The organism is Streptomyces sp. NBC_00390, from assembly GCF_036057275.1.
Classification (GTDB): domain Bacteria; phylum Actinomycetota; class Actinomycetes; order Streptomycetales; family Streptomycetaceae; genus Streptomyces.
Genome location: NZ_CP107945.1, coordinates 1,955,680 through 1,972,717, shown reverse-complemented (window position 1 = coordinate 1,972,717; position 17,038 = coordinate 1,955,680). Strand labels below are relative to the sequence as shown.

12 protein-coding genes, 2 pseudogenes and 1 riboswitch are annotated in these 17,038 nt (G+C 72.1%); of the genes and pseudogenes, 10 read left to right on the top strand and 4 right to left on the bottom strand.

Annotated features, from left to right (window positions below; translation table 11 throughout):
- Positions 1-44 precede the first annotated feature (44 nt).
- The 4 genes and pseudogenes from OHS70_RS08225 to OHS70_RS08210 all read left to right on the top strand — a co-directional run.
- Positions 45-761: pseudogene (locus OHS70_RS08225) on the top strand (thioesterase II family protein); the annotation flags it as partial.
- Positions 762-764: 3 nt separating this feature from the next.
- Positions 765-1,538 carry a thioesterase II family protein gene (locus tag OHS70_RS08220; protein WP_443062735.1) on the top strand — a complete coding sequence of 258 codons (774 nt, stop codon included), beginning with the start codon at positions 765-767 and terminating at the stop codon, positions 1,536-1,538.
- 2 nt (positions 1,539-1,540) lie between these two features.
- A complete protein-coding gene (locus OHS70_RS08215) occupies positions 1,541-2,371 on the top strand; it encodes a mycofactocin-coupled SDR family oxidoreductase (RefSeq protein WP_328395199.1) in 831 nt (276 codons plus the stop codon).
- A gap of 16 nt (positions 2,372-2,387) precedes the next feature.
- Entirely contained in the window at positions 2,388-5,327 is a 2,940-nt protein-coding gene (locus OHS70_RS08210) for an amino acid adenylation domain-containing protein (protein ID WP_328395197.1), read from the top strand.
- Positions 5,328-5,381: 54 nt separating this feature from the next.
- Here OHS70_RS08210 and OHS70_RS08205 read toward each other — a convergent pair whose 3' ends face one another.
- Positions 5,382-5,816, bottom strand: a complete 435-nt coding sequence (locus OHS70_RS08205; protein ID WP_328395195.1) for an ester cyclase — start codon at positions 5,814-5,816, stop codon at positions 5,382-5,384.
- 62 nt (positions 5,817-5,878) lie between these two features.
- Positions 5,879-6,574 (bottom strand): type 1 glutamine amidotransferase domain-containing protein, encoded by a 696-nt coding sequence (locus OHS70_RS08200; RefSeq protein WP_328395193.1) that lies wholly within the window; start codon positions 6,572-6,574, stop codon positions 5,879-5,881.
- Positions 6,575-6,665: 91 nt separating this feature from the next.
- On the opposite strand from OHS70_RS08200, the gene OHS70_RS08195 reads away from it, so the two are divergent.
- From OHS70_RS08195 to gdhA, 3 genes are read left to right on the top strand one after another with little or no spacing between them, the layout of a single operon-like run.
- Positions 6,666-7,625, top strand: a complete 960-nt coding sequence (locus OHS70_RS08195) for a LysR family transcriptional regulator (protein ID WP_328395191.1) — start codon at positions 6,666-6,668, stop codon at positions 7,623-7,625.
- Positions 7,626-7,678: 53 nt separating this feature from the next.
- Entirely contained in the window at positions 7,679-7,894 is a 216-nt protein-coding gene (locus OHS70_RS08190; protein WP_328395189.1) for a hypothetical protein, read from the top strand.
- Positions 7,891-9,246 (top strand): NADP-specific glutamate dehydrogenase, encoded by a 1,356-nt coding sequence (gene gdhA / locus OHS70_RS08185; protein WP_328395187.1) that lies wholly within the window; start codon positions 7,891-7,893, stop codon positions 9,244-9,246. The genes OHS70_RS08190 and gdhA overlap by 4 nt, the downstream gene beginning before the upstream one ends.
- 166 nt (positions 9,247-9,412) lie before the next feature.
- Here the strand turns inward: gdhA and OHS70_RS08180 are convergent, their stop codons facing one another.
- Entirely contained in the window at positions 9,413-10,852 is a 1,440-nt protein-coding gene (locus tag OHS70_RS08180) for a DUF1775 domain-containing protein (RefSeq protein ID WP_328395185.1), read from the bottom strand.
- A gap of 231 nt (positions 10,853-11,083) precedes the next feature.
- A riboswitch (cobalamin riboswitch) is annotated at positions 11,084-11,305 on the top strand.
- Between the two features lie 124 nt (positions 11,306-11,429).
- Between OHS70_RS08180 and metE the strand changes: the two genes are divergently transcribed.
- A complete protein-coding gene (metE, locus tag OHS70_RS08175) occupies positions 11,430-13,751 on the top strand; it encodes a 5-methyltetrahydropteroyltriglutamate--homocysteine S-methyltransferase (RefSeq protein ID WP_328395183.1) in 2,322 nt (773 codons plus the stop codon).
- A 502-nt stretch (positions 13,752-14,253) separates the two neighbouring features.
- Here metE and OHS70_RS08170 read toward each other — a convergent pair.
- Positions 14,254-15,279 carry a LacI family DNA-binding transcriptional regulator gene (locus OHS70_RS08170; protein ID WP_328395181.1) on the bottom strand — a complete coding sequence of 342 codons (1,026 nt, stop codon included), beginning with the start codon at positions 15,277-15,279 and terminating at the stop codon, positions 14,254-14,256.
- 176 nt (positions 15,280-15,455) lie between these two features.
- Between OHS70_RS08170 and OHS70_RS08165 the strand changes: the two genes are divergently transcribed.
- On the top strand, positions 15,456-15,896 hold the full coding sequence (locus OHS70_RS08165) for a hypothetical protein (protein ID WP_328395179.1): 441 nt from the start codon (positions 15,456-15,458) through the stop codon (positions 15,894-15,896).
- Between the two features lie 41 nt (positions 15,897-15,937).
- A pseudogene (locus tag OHS70_RS08160) lies at positions 15,938-17,031 on the top strand (IS630 family transposase).
- Positions 17,032-17,038: the final 7 nt, after the last annotated feature.

Genomic DNA, 17,038 nt, shown 5'->3' with positions numbered 1-17,038 from the left:
CAACCGGCCCCGGCCTTGGGACCTTTCGAGCGAAGCGAGAAACGATGCCCGATCAGCCATGGACCGTCGTGGTGCGGCCCGCGCGCGGCGCGGCCCGGCGCCGGGTCGTCGCCGTGCCCCACGCAGGCGCCGGGCCGAACGCTCTGCTCCCGGTGCTGCGACGGCTGCCCGACACCGTCGAGGTCGTCGGAGTGATCCTGCCGGGCCGGGAACGCCGGTTCGGTGAGAGCTTCGCCGCACTCCCCGACGACCCCGAGGGCGTGGTCGACGCCGTGGTCGGGGAACTGCGCGAGCTGCCACCGCTGCCCACGGTCCACTTCGGGCACAGCATGGGCGCCGTACTCGCGACGGCGATTGCCCTGGCCGCGCCGGAGCTGTGCCAGGGGCTCGTGCTGAGCGCCCGGCCTACCGCCGGGCCGCCCGCCGGGGTGGCCGGTGACTGGTCCGAGACCGATCTGCTCGACATCGTCAGGCGGGGCGGCGGCACGCCCGTGGAACTGCTCGACGACCCGTTCGTCCGGGAACACCTTCTGGGCGTGCTGCGGTGCGATCTGACGCTGGGGCGGCGGCTCGCCGATCGCAACGCCGGGCGCAGCGTGCCCGTGGCCGTGACCACGCTGGCGGGCCGGGACGACGTGCTCGTGCCTGCGGCCGAACGCGCCCACGGCGCCGGGCCCTACGCCGCCGGTGTACGGGAACGGCTGTTTCCGGGCGGCCACTTCTATCTGCTGGACGAGACCAACCGGGACGCCGTGGCCGCCGAGATCACCGCGGCCTTCCCGCCCCCGGACCGGGACAGCGCCCTTGCCGCGGACCGGACCCGGACCGTCCTGGTCCTCGTGCCCTTCGCGGGCGCCGGAGCGTCGTTCTTCAAACCCTGGCAGGCGCACGCACCCCAGGGCATCCAGGTGCTGCCGGTGCAGCTGCCGGGGCGCGAGGAGCGCTTCACCGAGCCCGCGTACACCGACGCGGCCGCTGCCGCCGACGAGGTGTACGCCCGGCTGTCCGGCGAACTGCGCGGGGGTGCCCGGGTCGCCGTGTTCGGCCACAGCATGGGCGCCGTACTCGGTTTCGAACTCGCTCACCGGCTGGAGGCGGACGCCGGCGTGCGCTTCGAGCGCCTGGTCGTCAGCGGTGCGCCGGGGCCCTGGACCGGCCGCACCGAGCACGCGCACGCGCTGTCGGACGACGACTTCCTGGCCCGGGTACGCGTGTTCGCCGGTTATGCGCACCCGGCCCTCGAGAACGCGGAGATGCGCGAACTGCTGCTGCCCACACTGCGGGCCGACGTCCGGCTGCACGAGACGTACGCGCCTTCCACCGACCGCCTCCTGTCGGTTCCGGTGACCTCCCTCCGCGGGCGCGACGACGAACTCGTCAGCGCTTTCCAGGCCGCGCAGTGGTCGGTTGCGACGACCGGCAAGCTGACGACGCCCGAGCTCCCCGGCGGTCACATGTACCTCACGGAGAACGCGGCGACGGTGCTCGAACTGATCGCGGCGGAACTCGGCACCGGCCGGGAAGCGGAACCGCGGTGACCGTGACCGGAAGACTGTCCGGCAAGACAGCGCTGATCACCGGGGCGGCGCGGGGCCTGGGACGCGCCTGCGCGGTCGCCTTCGCCCGCGAGGGCGCGGACCTGATGCTCCTGGACGTGGCGGCGGACCTGCCCGGCGTGCCCTATCCGCTGGGTTCCGCGAGCCAGCTCGCGTACACCGCCGCACTCTGCCGCGACGAGGGCGCGTCCGTGCAGACACGTCAGGTCGACGTGCGCGACCTGGCCCAGGTCGAGGCGGCGACGGACGACTGCGTGGCCCGCTTCGGCCGGCTCGACGTACTCGTCAACAACGCGGGAATCGCCGCCCCGTCGGGCAAGGCCGCGCACGAGATCGAGGAGCACGAGTGGCAGCTCATGCTCGACGTGGACCTCTCCGGCGCCTGGCGCACCATCCGCGCCGCGGGCGGCCGGATGGCCGCACAGGGATCCGGCAGCATCGTCAACGTCGCCTCCACCGCAGGGCTCGTCGGCTACCGCCACTTCGCCGGCTATGTCGCCGCCAAACACGGCCTGATCGGCCTGACCAAGGCCGTCGCGCTCGACTACGCACCGCGCAAGGTACGGGTCAACGCCCTGTGCCCGGGATCGGTCCGGGACGATCCGCAGGTGGAGGGCCGGATGCTCGCCGAGATCGCCCGTTCCCTGGACGTTCCCGTTGCCGAGCACGAGGAGACCTTTGTGCAGGCCCAGCCGATGAACGCCCTGATCGAGGCGGAGGATGTCGCCGCAGCGGCCCTCTGGCTGGCCTCGGACGAGTCCCGGCAGGTGACCGGAAGCGTACTGACCATCGACGGCGGCTTCACCGTCCGCTGACTCCGGAGACCGATCAGTGCCACTTTCCGCCGCCCCCGTTGCCCCGGCCGCCCTTTCCCGGCTCCTTCCGGCGGACACCCCGCAGGCCGCCCTGTGCCACGCGCTGGCGGTGCGCCTGACGGACGAGGCCGACGAGGTGGCCCGGCGTGTGCGTGACTTCGGGGACGCGCCGCACCGTTGGTGGCCGGACCGGGCCACGGGGCGCATCGTCCTGTGGAGCGAGAGGGTGCCCGCGGCCGCCGGCAGCGTGTTGGCGGGCCGCAGGCTGCGGGCCGAGATGCGCCGCCCGGCGAGCGGCCCCGGCCCGCTGCTCCGGGCCGTCCTGCTGCGCTACGCCGACGGGCCCGCCGATCTGGTCCTGGTCGCCCACCGCGCCGTCGCGGACGTCCCCTCGCTGCGGCTGATCGCCGAGGTCCTGCTGGGACGGATCGACGCCGACGATGTCACCGTCGCCCCGCCGGCCGGCCCGGCTCCCATTCCGCCGGCCGGCTTGTGTCCCGGCCCGCGTGCGGGCGGCAGCGCCCGGATCGCGTGGACGACCGGGGAGCGGAAGGCCCGGGGGCACACCGGGGTGGTGAGCGTGGCGCTCTCGGTGGCGCCCCCAGCCGTGCTCGTCGCGGCCGCCGCCCTGGTCCTCGGACGCCACGAGAACCGGGAGACCGTGGGGATCGGCGTGCTGGCGTCACCTTCCGACCGCCCGGAGCACCTGCTCGGCGCGCTGGACACGGCCCGCCTCCGCACGGTGGATCTCGCTCACGCAGGCACCGCAGGGGACCTTGTGGCGTCGGTACAAGCCGGGGCTACGGGCACCCCCGATGCCCCGGCGGACGCTCCGGTGGTCGGCGTGCTCGAGTCCGGGGCCGCCGACGGCCACGGCACACACCAACTCCCGTGCCAGCAAGCGCCGTTCCCGCTGACGCTCACGGTGCGCGATGCCCCGGACGGCTCCCGGACCCTGGAGGTGCATCATCAGCTGCACCACATCGAGGCCTCTGCGGCGCGGTCGTTCGCCCGCCATGTCGCGCGGGTCCACCGCCGGTTGGCGAACGACCAGGACCTCCCGCTGACCGACATCGAGCTGCTGGACGCCGACGAGGCGGCGCGCCGGCTCGGACTCGACGCGCCGGAGCGGGACGCTCCCCACCGGCCACGGCGGATCGACACCGCTTTCGACGAGCAGGCCGCGCGCAGTCCCGACTCCGTGGCGATCAGCCACGAAGCGAGCTCGCTGACCTACGCGGAGCTGAAGGAGCGGGCGGAACGGATCGCCGCCGGACTGCGCGCCGCCGGCGTACGGCCGGGGGAGCGTGTCGGCATCTGCCTGGAGAGGTCCGCCGATCTGGTGGCCACCATGCTCGGGGTGCTGAAGGCCGACGCCGTGTACGTGCCGATGGATCCGGCGTATCCGGCCGAGCGTCTCGTGCGGACGGCGCACGACGCGGGGCTGCGGGTGACGGTGACGGACGCCGGTTTCCCCGCCGGTGCTCACATCCGCACGCCGAGCCCCGGCGAACTTGTCGCCCTGGCCGCTCGGTCGGTGGAATCCGGGCAGGCCCCGCCGCCTGAGCGGAGCCCGCAGGAGGCCGCGTACATCATCTACACCTCCGGCTCCACCGGCCGCCCCAAGGGCTGTGTGGTGCCGCACGCCAATGTCGCGGCCCTGCTGGACGCCACCCGGGACGACTTCGGGCTGGGCCCCGGTGACACCTGGACGCTCTTCCACTCCAGTGCCTTCGACTTCTCCGTCTGGGAGATCTGGGGTGCGCTGCTGACCGGGGCGCGGCTCGTCGTCGTCCCCTACTGGGTCTCCCGCTCGCCCGACGAGTTCCATGACCTGCTGGTGCGCGAGCGCGTGAGTGTGCTCAACCAGACCCCCTCGGCGTTCGGCCAGCTGATGGAGGCCGACCGGCGACGGCCCGGGCCCGACCTTGTCCTGCGCCTGGTGGTGTTCGGCGGAGAGCCGCTCGACACGCGGGCTCTGCTCGGGTGGTTCGACCGCTACCCGGAGGACCGGTGCCGGCTGGTGAACATGTTCGGTATCACCGAGACGACCGTCCATGTGACGGCGCAGACGGTCACCCGCCGCGAGGCGATGACCGGGTCACGCTCGGTGGGACGCCCGCTGCCCGGCTGGTACGTGTATGTGCTCGACGGACGGCGCCGTCCGGTGCCGGCAGGCGTGGCGGGGGAGATCTGGGTCGGCGGGGCGGGCGTGGCCCTGGAGTACCTGGGCCGTCCCGACCTGACCGCCGAGCGGTTCGTCGCCGATCCCCACCGGGGCGGCCGGCTGTACCGCAGCGGCGACCTCGGCAGACTCCTGCCCGACGGGACGCTGGAGCATCTGGGCCGGCTGGACCGGCAGGTCAAGGTGCGCGGCTTCCGGATCGAGCTCGACGAGATCCGCGCCGTACTGCTGGACGACCCTGCCGTCCTGGCGGCCGCGGTGGTGCTGGGCGGTGGTCCGCGCGGCGACGCGGCAGCGGTCCGTATCGACGCCTATGCCGTACTCGACGGCGGAGCGGACACCGAGGCGGTACGGCGACGGGCCGCGCGACTGCTCCCCGACCACATGATGCCCACCACGCTGACCGCGATCCCCGAACTCCCGCTCACCGCCAACGGCAAGCTCGACCCGGCGCGACTCCCCGAGCCCGCCGTACCGGCCGCGACCCGCGTCGCCACCCCGGCGGACCCCGCCCCCGCCCGCCGGCCCGGACCGGAAGCGGCCGACGCGGACCGGCTGACCGCCGCCCTGATCGAGGTCTGGGAGACGGTGCTGGGCGTTCCCGTCGGCCCCGACGACAACTTCTTCGACCTGGGCGGGAATTCGCTCCACGCGGTCCGGGTCGGCGCGACCATGCGTGAACGCGGACTCCCGGCGCTCACCCTGCGCCGGCTGTATCTGACGCCGACCGTCCGGGCCCTGAGCGAAATCCTCCGGGCGCCGGACGGCTGAGCCCCCGTCCTCACTCACCCGTCCGCGGCACGCGTCCGGGTGATGACGGGCACATCAGGACGGCAGGACCGGCAGCAGCCCCAGCTGTTCGAGGAAGTCCAGCTGGTTGAAATAGACGCGGTAGTTGACGATCAGCCCGTCCTGGACCGTGGCGAAGTCGCAGCCGCGGATCCTGATGACGTTGCCGGTCGGCGGCAGCAGCTCTCCGGAGGACAGCTGGAGCGGCCCGGTGTTCCTGCCGCCGAAGATCCCTTCGTCGATCGCCGTGTTGCCCGACTCGTAGGCGGCCACCCGCTCGTAGGTGGTCTCCGACACCGCGTCCGTCATCTGGCGCCAGTACTCGACGATGTTGTCGCGTCCGGTGATCTCCCCGGCGTCCGGTGTGACGGCGACGGCGTCCTGCGCGAACAGTGCGGCGATGGCCTTGAGGTCCGGTGTCGGGGCCAGGGCCTCGGTGAGCCGGTCCATGACCTCACGTGCCTGTCCCATGATCCACCTCCTGGCCCAGGAACAGGGTGGTCCTCCCTGATTTTCCCACAGGGGTGAAGGTGTCAGCCGAGCGCCTTGAGGAGCTCGGCCGCCACGGGAGCGGACGATGCCGGGTTCTGGCCGGTCACCAGATTGCGGTCGACGACCACGTGCGCCGTCCACGGCTCGGCCTCCTGGAAGTCGGCGCCGAGCTCCACGAGGCGGTCCTGGAGCAGCCACTTCGCCTTGTCGGCGAAGCCGGCCTGGCTCTCCTCGGCGTTCGTGAAGCCGGTGAGCCGATAGCCCGCGAAGGGCGAGCCGCCGTCGGCGTTCCGTGCGGCCAGCAGCGCGGCCGGTCCGTGGCAGACCACGGCGAGCGGCTTGCCGGACGCGAGGACGGCCGTCAGCAGCTCACCCGAGCCGGCGTGGACCGCCAGATCCTGCATCGGGCCGTGTCCGCCGGGGTAGAAGACGGCGTCGTACTCCGCCGGATCGACGTCCTCCAGCCTGATCGGCCGCTTCAGTTCGGTGATCGCCTCAAGCGCGTTCCTGGCCTTCTCGGCGCCGTCGTGGCCGCCGTGGACCGCCGGGTCCAGGCTCGCCTCGTCCACCGTCGGTACGACGCCGCCCGGGGTGGCGACCACGATCGTGTGGCCGGCCGCTTTCAGCGCCTCGGCGGGCGTGACGGCCTCCTCGGCCCAGAATCCGGTGGGGTGCTCGGTGCCGTCCGCCAGCGTCCAGGAGTCGGCGCCGGTCAGGACGAAAAGGATGTTTGCCATGTGCTCGACGGTAGACCGCCCGTCGGCGGACATCCAATAGGAAGCCCGCTGTCTGCCATAGAAGATCCAATGGGTTGCCTACACTGCTCGTATGGAACAAAAGGATTCCGATGGGTCGGCCGTAGCGCCCCGCCCGGGCGCGGCAGCGCCCGTGGACCTGAATCTGCTGCGCACCTTCCTCGCCGTGTACCGCTCCGGATCCTTCACGGCCGCCGCACATCTGGTGGGTCTGTCCCAGCCGACGGTGACCACCCAGATGCGTGCCCTGGAGCGAGCGCTGGGCCGTGAGCTGTTCGAGCGGCTGCCCCGGGGAGTCGCCCCCGCGCCGTTCGCCGACGAGCTCGCCGCCCGGATCGGCACACCGCTCGACGACCTGGCCGCCGTCACCGGACAGGGAGGCTTCCACGAGGAGGGGCCCGCCGAACCCGTGCATCTCGCCGGGCCGGCCGAGCTGCTGTGCGTACGCGCCCTTCCCGCGCTCGCCCCCCTGGTCGCGGACGGCGTACGACTGCGCGTGACCACCGGGCTGACCGACCCGCTCCTCGACGAGCTGCGCTCCGGCCGCCACGACCTGCTCATCTCCACCCACCGGCCGCGCGGGCGGGCGCTGACGGCCGTACCGATGACCGACGAGGAGTTCGTGCTCGTGGCCGCGCCGGTGTGGGCGGAGCGGATCGGGGGAGCGGACGGACCCGCCGCCGACATGCCGGCGGCCCTCCACGGCGTTCCCCTGATCAGCTACGCCGAGGATCTGCCCATCGCCCGCCGCTACTGGCGGCACGTCTTCGGCAAACGCCTCGGCAGCCACGCCGCCGTCACCGTCCCCGACCTCCGCGGTGTGCTCACCGCGGCCGTCGCGGGCGCCGGCTGGACCGTGCTGCCGCGCTATCTGTGCCTGGACGAACTCGCCTCCGGCGCGCTGGTCCTGCTCCATGACCCCGAGGACCCGCCGATCAACACCGGCTACCTCGTCCAGCGCCCCGGCTCCGCCGGCAACCCGCATGTCGCCCGCGTCCGCGACCACCTCCTCCAGGCCGCGCGCACCTGGTAGCGCGGGGGCGTGAGGACTGATGCGCTGCCGCGCGTGTGCGCCGGGAGTCCCGGATGTCCGTCATGCCACCGACGCTCCGGATGCCACCATGGTCCGACGCGGCCTCAGAGGCAGACGACAAGATGGCCGCGATGCGGCGACTGGACACGGCCTTCGGACTGAACGGCACCGGCGGCCCGGCCGTACTGATCGCCGGCACCGACACCGGGACCGCCGTCCGTGCGGCCCGGCCGTCACCCGCCGTCTGGGCAGGAAGGGACAATCTGTGACACTGTCATCCTCGACCGACCGACTGGCTTCGCTGCGCGCGGATCTCGAGCGGCGCAACCCCGCGGAGCCGGAATTCCATCAGGCAGCACGGGAAGTGCTGGAGAGCCTGGCACCGGTGTTCGCGGCGCGTCCCGAGTACGCGCAGCCAGGGCTCATCGAGCGGATCTGCGAACCAGAGCGGCAGATCATCTTCCGGGTGCCCTGGCAGGACGATCGCGGTGACGTGCACGTCAACCGGGGATTCAGGGTCGAGTTCAACAGCGCGCTCGGCCCGTACAAGGGCGGCCTGCGCTTCCACCCATCGGTGAATCTGGGGGTCGTGAAGTTTCTCGGCTTCGAGCAGATCTTCAAGAACGCCCTCACCGGACTGGGTATCGGAGGCGGCAAGGGCGGCAGCGACTTCGATCCCCGCGGCCGGTCGGACGCCGAAGTCATGCGCTTCTGCCAGTCGTTCATGACCGAGCTGCACCGGCACATCGGCGAGCACACCGATGTCCCCGCCGGTGACATCGGCGTCGGCGGCCGCGAGATCGGCTATCTCTTCGGCCAGTACCGTCGCATCACCAACCGCTGGGAGGCGGGTGTCCTCACCGGCAAGGGCCAGGCATGGGGCGGCTCGGCGATCCGCACCCAGGCCACCGGCTACGGCAGTGTGCTGTTCGCCGCCGAGATGCTCCGAGGCCGCGGCGAGGACCTCCAGGGCCAGACGGCCGTGGTCTCCGGCTCCGGCAATGTCGCCATCTACACCATCGAGATGCTCGGCCGCCGCGGCGCCCACCCGCTGACGTGCTCCGACTCCGAGGGCTATGTCGTGGACGAGAAGGGCATCGACCTCGAACTGCTCAAGCAGGTCAAGGAAGTCGAGCGCGCACGCATCAGCGAGTACGCGCAACGCCGTGGCGCCTCCGCCCAGTACGTGCGCGGCGGCCGTGTATGGGACGTGGCCGCGGACCTCGCGTTCCCGTCGGCGACCCAGAACGAACTCCACGAGCGGGACGCGCTCGCCCTTGTGCGCAACGGGGTCAAAGCCGTCGCCGAGGGCGCGAACATGCCGACGACCCCGGAAGCGGTGCGCACGCTGCAGGACGCGGGGGTGGCGTTCGGCCCGGGCAAGGCCGCCAACGCCGGCGGCGTCGCCGTCAGCGCTCTGGAGATGCGCCAGAACGCCGCCAGGGACTCCTGGACCCCCGAGCGCGTCGAGGCCGAACTGACCGGGATCATGGGCGACATCCACCGCATCTGCCACGAGACGGCGGAGCACTACGGGGTGCCCGGGGACTATGTGACCGGGGCCAATATCGCGGGGTTCGAGCGGGTCGCCGACGCGATGCTCGCGCAAGGGCTGATCTGACCGGCTGATCCGGCGGGCTGTTCGGCCAAGGGGATCAGGGCCTCGTCGGACAAGGCGGGCCCCGTGCCGCGCGGGCGTCCGCGCGGCACGGGGAGATCACCCAGCGGCCGCGATCACACGGCGGACCGTGAGCGGCAGCACGCTCGCGGCCCGCGCGTGCCGGACCCTACGCCGAGGCGCTGTTACGGCGCTTGAACCACAGCGCGCCGCCCGCGCCCAGGACGGCCACGGCAGCGATCACGCCGAGGATGACACCCGTGGTGCCGCTGTCGCTCTCCTTGCCGGCCTTCGCCGGCTGCGACGCGGATGACGCAGGAGACTTCGCGGGCGCGCTCCCGTCCGAGGACGGCTTGCCGTCCGTGGCCGGGCTTGTGCTCGGGCTCGGCGCGATCGGCTTCGCGCCGCGCGCGGCCGGCTCCAGCTTCAGCAGCGGTGCCGGATTCTCCACCTGCTCACCGTCGCCCGGCACCTCGATCCACCGCGCGACCTCCCCGTCGCCGTATGTCTCGACGGTCTTGAACGCCAGGGACGTCGCATCCGGCAACTGCCGTACGACGACGCTGTACTCGGCGTCCGTACCGGTCCGGAGCGTGGTGCCGCCCACCGTGTAACCCTCCGAAGTGGGTGTCAGCTTCCATCCCTTCGGGGCGTCCTTGAGTGTGACCGCGTCCGGTGCGATGCCTTCGGGCAGGACGATCCGCAGCTCCTTGATGCCGGCGGTGTCCGACTCGGCCTCGGAGGTGAAGGTCAGGGTGACGTTCTCGGCGAGCGCACGGGCGTCGGAGGCGGTCACTTCGGCGTGCGCGGCCGCGGTCGTCGCCCCGGCGACGACGGTGACCATCGCGGCGGCGGTGACCAGCCCGAGGCGGCGGACGGAACGGGAGATGCGTGATGTGTTCATGTGTGCGGGCTCTTTCGGATGCGGCGCTGATCGGCGCGTGACGAGGGGGACGGCGATGGAACACCCCGCCCCCGGTGGCCCCCTGCGCACCACGACATGAACAAGCCGCGCCCGGAGCGGGACAGGGCGACGGGCGGCGGGCATCGGCACGGCAGGCCGGCCCGTCCGGTCGGCAGGCCACAGCGACAGCCGCCCCGCCGCGGCGGCCAGTGCGGCGGCGGCGGCCTCGACCCATCGCCCCGCGGCATGCGGCAGTTCGGACAGCCGCCGGTCGGCGCGCTGCATCAGCACGGCGACGGACACGGCCGCCACGACATGCGCCACGAGCATCAGCGAGACGCTGTGGTGGGTCGCGTACTCCTGGCCCGCAGCACCATGGGCCCGGTGCTCCGGCGCTGCACTCGCCCCGGAACTCACGGACAGACCGCGGTGCAGCACCAGTTGTGCGGCGAGCGTCGCCGCCAGCACCGGGGCCGGCCGACGGGCACGCCCTGCACCCGGCAGGGCGGCGAGGAACACCAGGACACCCGCCCCCAGCAGCCGCGGCCACAGCACGGGGTCCTTCGATCCCAGATGATGGCCCACCGCGGCCAGCACCGTACTGATCACCGCGAAGAGCCCAGCCCGCAGCCACCGCTCGGCCTGTCCGCCGTCGGCGGGGCAGCGGCTCACGGAGGGTGCACAGGAGTGGGTGGTCGCGGTCATGCCGCGCCCATCATCCACGTCCTCGCCGCCCCGCACCGCCACATCCCGGCAATACGTATCCGCAGGCCCGGGGACTCAAGGCGTCCCCGAGCGGGGTCACGCCGTTTCGCGTCGGCCCTCGTCGCGGGTTCACCCCCGCCGCTGAGGGACCTGGTCGTTGCCGCGGCCGCTGTGGAGCGGGTGCCGAGCAGGAGACGGGCCGCTCCGCCCACGCGGTGCGTCCCCCTGGCGTAGGCTTGCCGCGCAGCTGGTTCGCCCCTGTCCTCCAGGCAGGAGCGTCGCAAGAGGGAACCCGGTGGGAATCCGGGACTGCCCCGCAGCGGTATGTGGGAACGAACGCCGTCATACGCACTGGATCCGTCGTACGGGTCCGGGAAGCGACGGCCAGTAGGTGCCTCGCCCGACATGAGGCGCGCCCATGAGTCCGAAGACCTGCCACTGCCCGTGTGCGACGACGTGCACGGAGATCTCGGTGACCTCGTGGGCGGGTCGGCGGTACGGGTGGCACGGCTGCCCCGTTCCTTCGCGCGCCCTTATGGGGCCCGGGGTCGTCCCACGACTCGCGAAGGAGAGTTCCGTGACCAGTTCCGTGATCAGTTCCGTGACATCCACCGTGTACGGCCACCCCCGGCAGGGCCCGAACCGGGAGCTCAAGAAGGCCGTCGAAGGCTATTGGAAGGGCCGGGTCTCGGCGCAGGACCTGCACCGCACCGCCGCCCGGCTGCGCGGCGCCAACTTGCAGCAGCTCGCCGACGCCGGCCTCCACGAGGTCCCGACCGGCGACTTCTCGTACTACGACCATGTCCTGGACACCAGTGTGATGGTCGGCGCGATCCCGGTCCGCCATCGCGCTGCCGTCCAACAGGACGCGCTGGACGGGTACTTCGCCATGGCCCGCGGCGCCCAGGACGTGCTGCCGCTCGAGATGACCAAGTGGTTCGACACCAACTACCACTACCTCGTTCCCGAACTCGGGCCGTACACCGTCTTCCGCGCCGACGCCGGCAAGCAGGTCGGCGAGTTCACCGAGGCACGCGCCCTGGGCCTGATCGCCCGGCCCGTGCTCCTCGGGCCCGTGACGTATCTGCTGCTGGCCAAGCCCGCGCCGGGAGTCGCTCCCGACTTCGAACCTCTCACGCTGCTTGACCGGCTGCTGCCCGTGTACGCACAGGTGCTCGCCGAACTGTGCGCAGCCGGCGCGGAGTGGGTGCAGCTCGACGAGCCCGCTCTCGTGCAGGACCGCACCCCGGCCGAGCTGAACGCGGCCGCCCGCGCCTACCGCGATCTGGGCGCGCTCATGGAGCGGCCGAAGCTGCTCGTCGCCTCGTACTTCGACCGGCTGGGCGAGGCCCTTCCCGTCCTCGCGAAGGCACCCGTCGACGGGCTGGCCATGGACTTCACGGGGCCCGCCGCGGGCAACCTCGAAGACCTCGCGGCGGTCGGCGGGCTGCCCGGCAAGCGGCTGGTCGCGGGCGTCGTCGACGGACGCAACATCTGGATCAACGACTTCGAGAAGTCACTGGCCACACTCGGCACCCTGCTCGCTCTCGCCGACCGGGTCGACGTCTCCGCCTCCTGCTCTCTGCTGCACGTGCCGCTCGACGTCACCACGGAACGGGACATCGACCCGCAAATCGCCCGCTGGCTCGCCTTCGCCCGCCAGAAGACCACCGAGACCGTCATCCTTGCCCGCGGGCTCGCTCGGGGCACGGACGCCATTGCCGCGGAACTCGCCGCCAACCGTGCCGCCTTGGCTTCCCGCGCCGCCTCGGCACTCACCCACGACCCCGCCGTACGGGCCCGAACGGCCGCGGTCACCGGCACGGACGCCCGCCGCCCGCAGCCGTACCCGGAGCGGGCCGTGGCGCAGCGCACCCACCTCGGTCTGCCGCTGTTGCCGACGACCACCATCGGCTCCTTCCCGCAGACCGGCGAGCTGCGCGCCGCACGGGCGGAGTTGCGGGCCGGCCGGATCGGGCAGGATGCGTACGAGGGGCGCATCGAGGCGGAGGTCCGCGAGGTGATCGCCTTCCAGGAGAAGGCCGGCATCGACGTCCTGGTGCACGGCGAGCCCGAACGCAACGACATGGTCCAGTACTTCGCCGAGCAGCTCACCGGCTACCTCGCCACCCGGCACGGCTGGGTCCAGTCGTACGGCACCCGCTACGTCCGCCCGCCGATCCTCGCCGGTGACATCTCCCGCCCCGAGCCGATGACCCTGCGCTGGACGCGCTACGCCCAGTCGCTCACCGACCGCCCGGTCAAGGGCATGCTCACCGGCCCGGTCACGATGCTCGCCTGGTCCTTCGTCCGCGACGACCAGCCGCTCGGTGAGACCGCCCGCCAGGTCGCGCTGGCTCTGAGGGACGAGGTGAACGATCTCGAGGAGGCCGGTACATCGGTGATCCAGGTGGACGAGCCCGCCCTGCGCGAGACCCTGCCGCTGCGCAGCTCCGGCCGCGCCGCGTACCTGGCGTGGGCGACGGAGGCGTTCCGCCTGACCACCAGTGGCGTGCGTCCTGGGACCCAGATCCACACCCACATGTGCTACGCCGAGTTCGGCGACATCCTCCGGGCCATCGACGACCTCGACGCCGACGTCATCAGCCTGGAGGCAGCCCGTTCCCATATGCAGGTCGCCGGCGAACTGGCCACGGCGGGATACCCCCGCGAGGTCGGCCCCGGCGTGTACGACATCCACTCCCCGCGCGTCCCCGGTGTGGACGAGGCAGCCGACCTCCTGCACAAGGGCCTCCTGGCGATCCCGGCCGAGCGGTTGTGGGTGAACCCGGACTGCGGCCTGAAGACCCGCGGCTGGCCGGAGACCAGGCAGTCGCTGGAGAACCTGGTCGCGGCGGCACGCAGGGTGCGCACGGAGGTGGACGCGGCGGGGGCATGACCCGCTCGTCGGCTGCCGGCCGGAGCGGGTGCGCGCGTCACGGGCCCAGGTCATTGCGACCCGGGGCCCTGAACTGCGGCGCGAGCAGGCGGAGTCGGAGAGTCCGTGGCGCGCGTGGGCGTCGGCCTGCGGGGACGGCGACGACCAGGCCGCAGGCGTGACCGGCGGGCCGACGGAGCACTCGCCGGCTGCGGCGTACGGGAGCCGCGTGGGGACCGCGTGCGGCGCTCCGGGTCCTGGCCTGTGGGCCCGTGGTCCCCCGGTCCAGGGGACCACGGACGCGGGTCGGCATCATCGCGGAGGCGCCCGCCGTGAGCACTCGCCCCGGGGCAGTCGCAGGCGCCGGCACCCGCGGGAGGGGAGGGCCCGGCGCCCGCGCGCCCCCGGCGCGTCACTCGCCCCGGGGCAGAGGCACCCCCTGCCCAGCGCCCCGCGAGGCTGGGAGCGCTCCCGGTCCCAGCGGATTCAACGGGGCGTCAACTGCCCTCGATCACTCCATGGTTCACGCCGTACCGCGCCGGATCAGTTCCGTCCGCAGCACCACATTGCGCCACGCCGCCCCCGGGTCGGCCATCTGCTCGATCAGGACACCCGCCATCGTCCGGCCCATCTCCTCGACCGGCTGACGGACCGTCGTGAGCTGGGGATCGGTGTGCTGGGCGAGTGGTGAGTCGTCGAACCCGATGACCGCCACATCGTCCGGCACCCGGCGTCCCGCCGCGCGCAGCGCGTGCAGCGCGCCCGCGGCCATCACGTCGGAGGCCGCGAAGACCGCGTCCAGGTCACCGTGGCGGCGCAGGAGTTCCGTCATGGCGTGGCGGCCGCTCTCCTCGGTGAAGTCGCCGCCGGCGGCCCACGAGGGGTCGAAGTCCGGGCAGGAGGTGCGCACCTCCTCCTCGTAGCCGCGCAGCCGGCACCGGGCCACGTACATGTCGCCGGGGCCGGTGATCGTGACGATCTTGCGGCGCCCGATCGCGGACAGGTGCCGCACCGCGAGCCGCGCGCCGCCCGCGTTGTCGGAGTCGACGTAGGAGACCGTCTCGTCGCCGCGGCGGCGGCCGTTGAGGACGGTCGGCATGTCCATCTCGGAGAGCAGGTCGGGCAGCGGGTCGCTGCGGTGCACCGAGACCAGCAGTACGCCGTCGATGCGCCTTGCCCTGGCGTACTGCAGGAACCGGGTGCGCTCCCGCTCCGACCGCACCAAGGTCAGCAGGAGCTGTAGTTCGGTGTCGGCGAGCCCGATGCCGACACCATGGATGATCTCGGAGAAGTACGGCTCGGTGAAGAAGCGCTTCTCGGTCTCGGGGACCACCAGCGCCACCGCGTCGGTACGGCTGCCGGCAAGCGCGCGGGCGGCATGGTTGGGTACGTAGCCCAGCTCGGCGATGGCCTGCTCGACGGCGTGGCGCGTGGAGTCCCGCACCCCCGGCGACTTGTTGATCACCCGTGACACGGTGCCTCGCCCGACGCCGGCCAGTGCGGCCACCTGCTCGAGCGTGGGCTGGCTCGGGCGCCCCCGTGCTGCCATGCGTGACCTCCGTTGAGGGATGGTGCCGTCCTGCCGATTCTCTCCGCAACGACGCGCTCGGGGGAGTCGGGAGCGCTCCCATTATCAGGTGGCGCGCTCCGGCTTGTCGAGGAGCGGCCGCAGGGACGCCGCGCGTCGTCAACTGCCCTTGCGTACTGGAAAGTAGGGTTGCGGGCATGGGGGTAACCAAGGCAATGATCACCGTCAGGTCGTTCGACCGCCCGGCGGAGTGGGCCCTGTTCGACCCGAAGACCGGCGAACTCGGCCCGCGGCAGCGCGGCGACACGGCGGACGGGGCCGGTGTCTACGGTGAGCCGGCCGGGGTGCTGGTGGTGCTCTACCGGGAGCGGGGAGTCCTGCGGCTGCGCCTGGGAAAGCAGGACTTCGTCGCCGACGGCGAACTCGAGGTCCACTACATGCGGGAGGGCGGCCGCCGCGTGCTGACCGTCGGCGGCACGACCCTCGGGTACGCGGCACCCGACTCCGCCGCCGACGCGGCCGAGGACCCCATGCTGCCCTTCCTGGAGGGCGAGCGCTCCGACCTGGGGCTGTTCGTGGTCGATGTGCTCGGCGACCCGGCCCGTATGCACACCATCTACCGCCCGGACAGGACCTAGTGTCCCGAGTCTTAGGAAAGCTGTAGAAGTATGCTTGGCTCATGGCGCGCATGGGTCGGCCGACGGTCGAAGTGGTCCTGACGGATGACGAGCGTGAGACGTTGCTACGCTGGTCACGGCGGGCGACGTCAGCGCAGGCTCTGGCCTTGCGCTGCCGGATCGTCCTCGCGTGCGCTGACGGGTTGTCGAACACTGCGGTGGGCGCGGACCTCGGGATCCACCCGACCACGGTGGCCGCATGGCGGAAGCGGTTCGCGGCCAACCGACTGGAGGGCCTGGCCGACGAGAAGCGGCCGGGCCCGGCGCGCACGGTGACCGACGAGCAGGTCGAGGACGTGATCGTGCGGACCCTGGAGGCGACGCCGAAGGGCGCCACGCACTGGTCCACGCGCGAGATGGCGAAGCAGAGCGGGCTGAGCCAGTCGACGGTCTCACGGATCTGGCGCACCTTCGGCCTCAAGCCGCACCAGGTCGACACTTTCAAGCTGAGCAAGGACCCACAGTTCGTCGAGAAGGTCCGCGATGTTGTGGGCCTATACCTCGATCCGCCCGAGCGCGCCATCGTGCTCTGCGTCGACGAGAAATCGCAAATCCAGGCGCTGGACCGCTCGGCCCCGGTGCTGCCGATGATGCCCGGCATGCCCGAACGCCGCACCCACGACTACCTGCGCGGAGGCGTCACCACCTTGTTCGCGGCGCTCAACACCGCCACCGGCGAGGTCATCGGCTCCCCGCACCGCCGCCACCGCGCCGCCGAGTTCAAGAAGTTCCTCGCCAAGCTCGACAAGGAGGTCCCCGCCGAGCTCGACGTCCACCTGATCTGCGACAACTACGCCACCCACAAGACCCCCGCCATCCAGAAATGGCTGCTCGCGCACCCGCGCTTCCACATGCACTTCACGCCCACCAGTTCGTCCTGGCAAGCAATCAAGTAGAGCGCTGGTTCGGGCTGTTGACGGACAAGCAGATACGGCGCGGCGTCCACAAGAACGTACAAGCGCTGGAGAAGGACATCCGCGACTGGATCGCCCACTGGAACGAAGACCCCAAGCCGTTCACCTGGACCAAATCCGCCGACGAGATCTTCGAACGCCTCGCCGCCTACCTGAACCGCCTGCCGAACCCCAAAGCCTAGATATGTG

What these genes read in the sequence shown, in the direction of transcription:
- OHS70_RS08205 (WP_328395195.1), bottom strand. Translation starts at nt 5,816, where the DNA reads ATGGGACAGGCACGTGAGGTCATGGACCGGCTCACCGAGGCCCTGGCC.
- OHS70_RS08200 (WP_328395193.1), bottom strand. Translation starts at nt 6,574, where the DNA reads ATGGCAAACATCCTTTTCGTCCTGACCGGCGCCGACTCCTGGACGCTG.
- OHS70_RS08195 (WP_328395191.1), top strand. Translation starts at nt 6,666, where the DNA reads ATGGAACAAAAGGATTCCGATGGGTCGGCCGTAGCGCCCCGCCCGGGC.
- OHS70_RS08190 (WP_328395189.1), top strand. Translation starts at nt 7,679, where the DNA reads ATGTCCGTCATGCCACCGACGCTCCGGATGCCACCATGGTCCGACGCG.
- OHS70_RS08180 (WP_328395185.1), bottom strand. Translation starts at nt 10,852, where the DNA reads ATGACCGCGACCACCCACTCCTGTGCACCCTCCGTGAGCCGCTGCCCC.
- OHS70_RS08170 (WP_328395181.1), bottom strand. Translation starts at nt 15,279, where the DNA reads ATGGCAGCACGGGGGCGCCCGAGCCAGCCCACGCTCGAGCAGGTGGCC.
- OHS70_RS08165 (WP_328395179.1), top strand. Translation starts at nt 15,456, where the DNA reads ATGGGGGTAACCAAGGCAATGATCACCGTCAGGTCGTTCGACCGCCCG.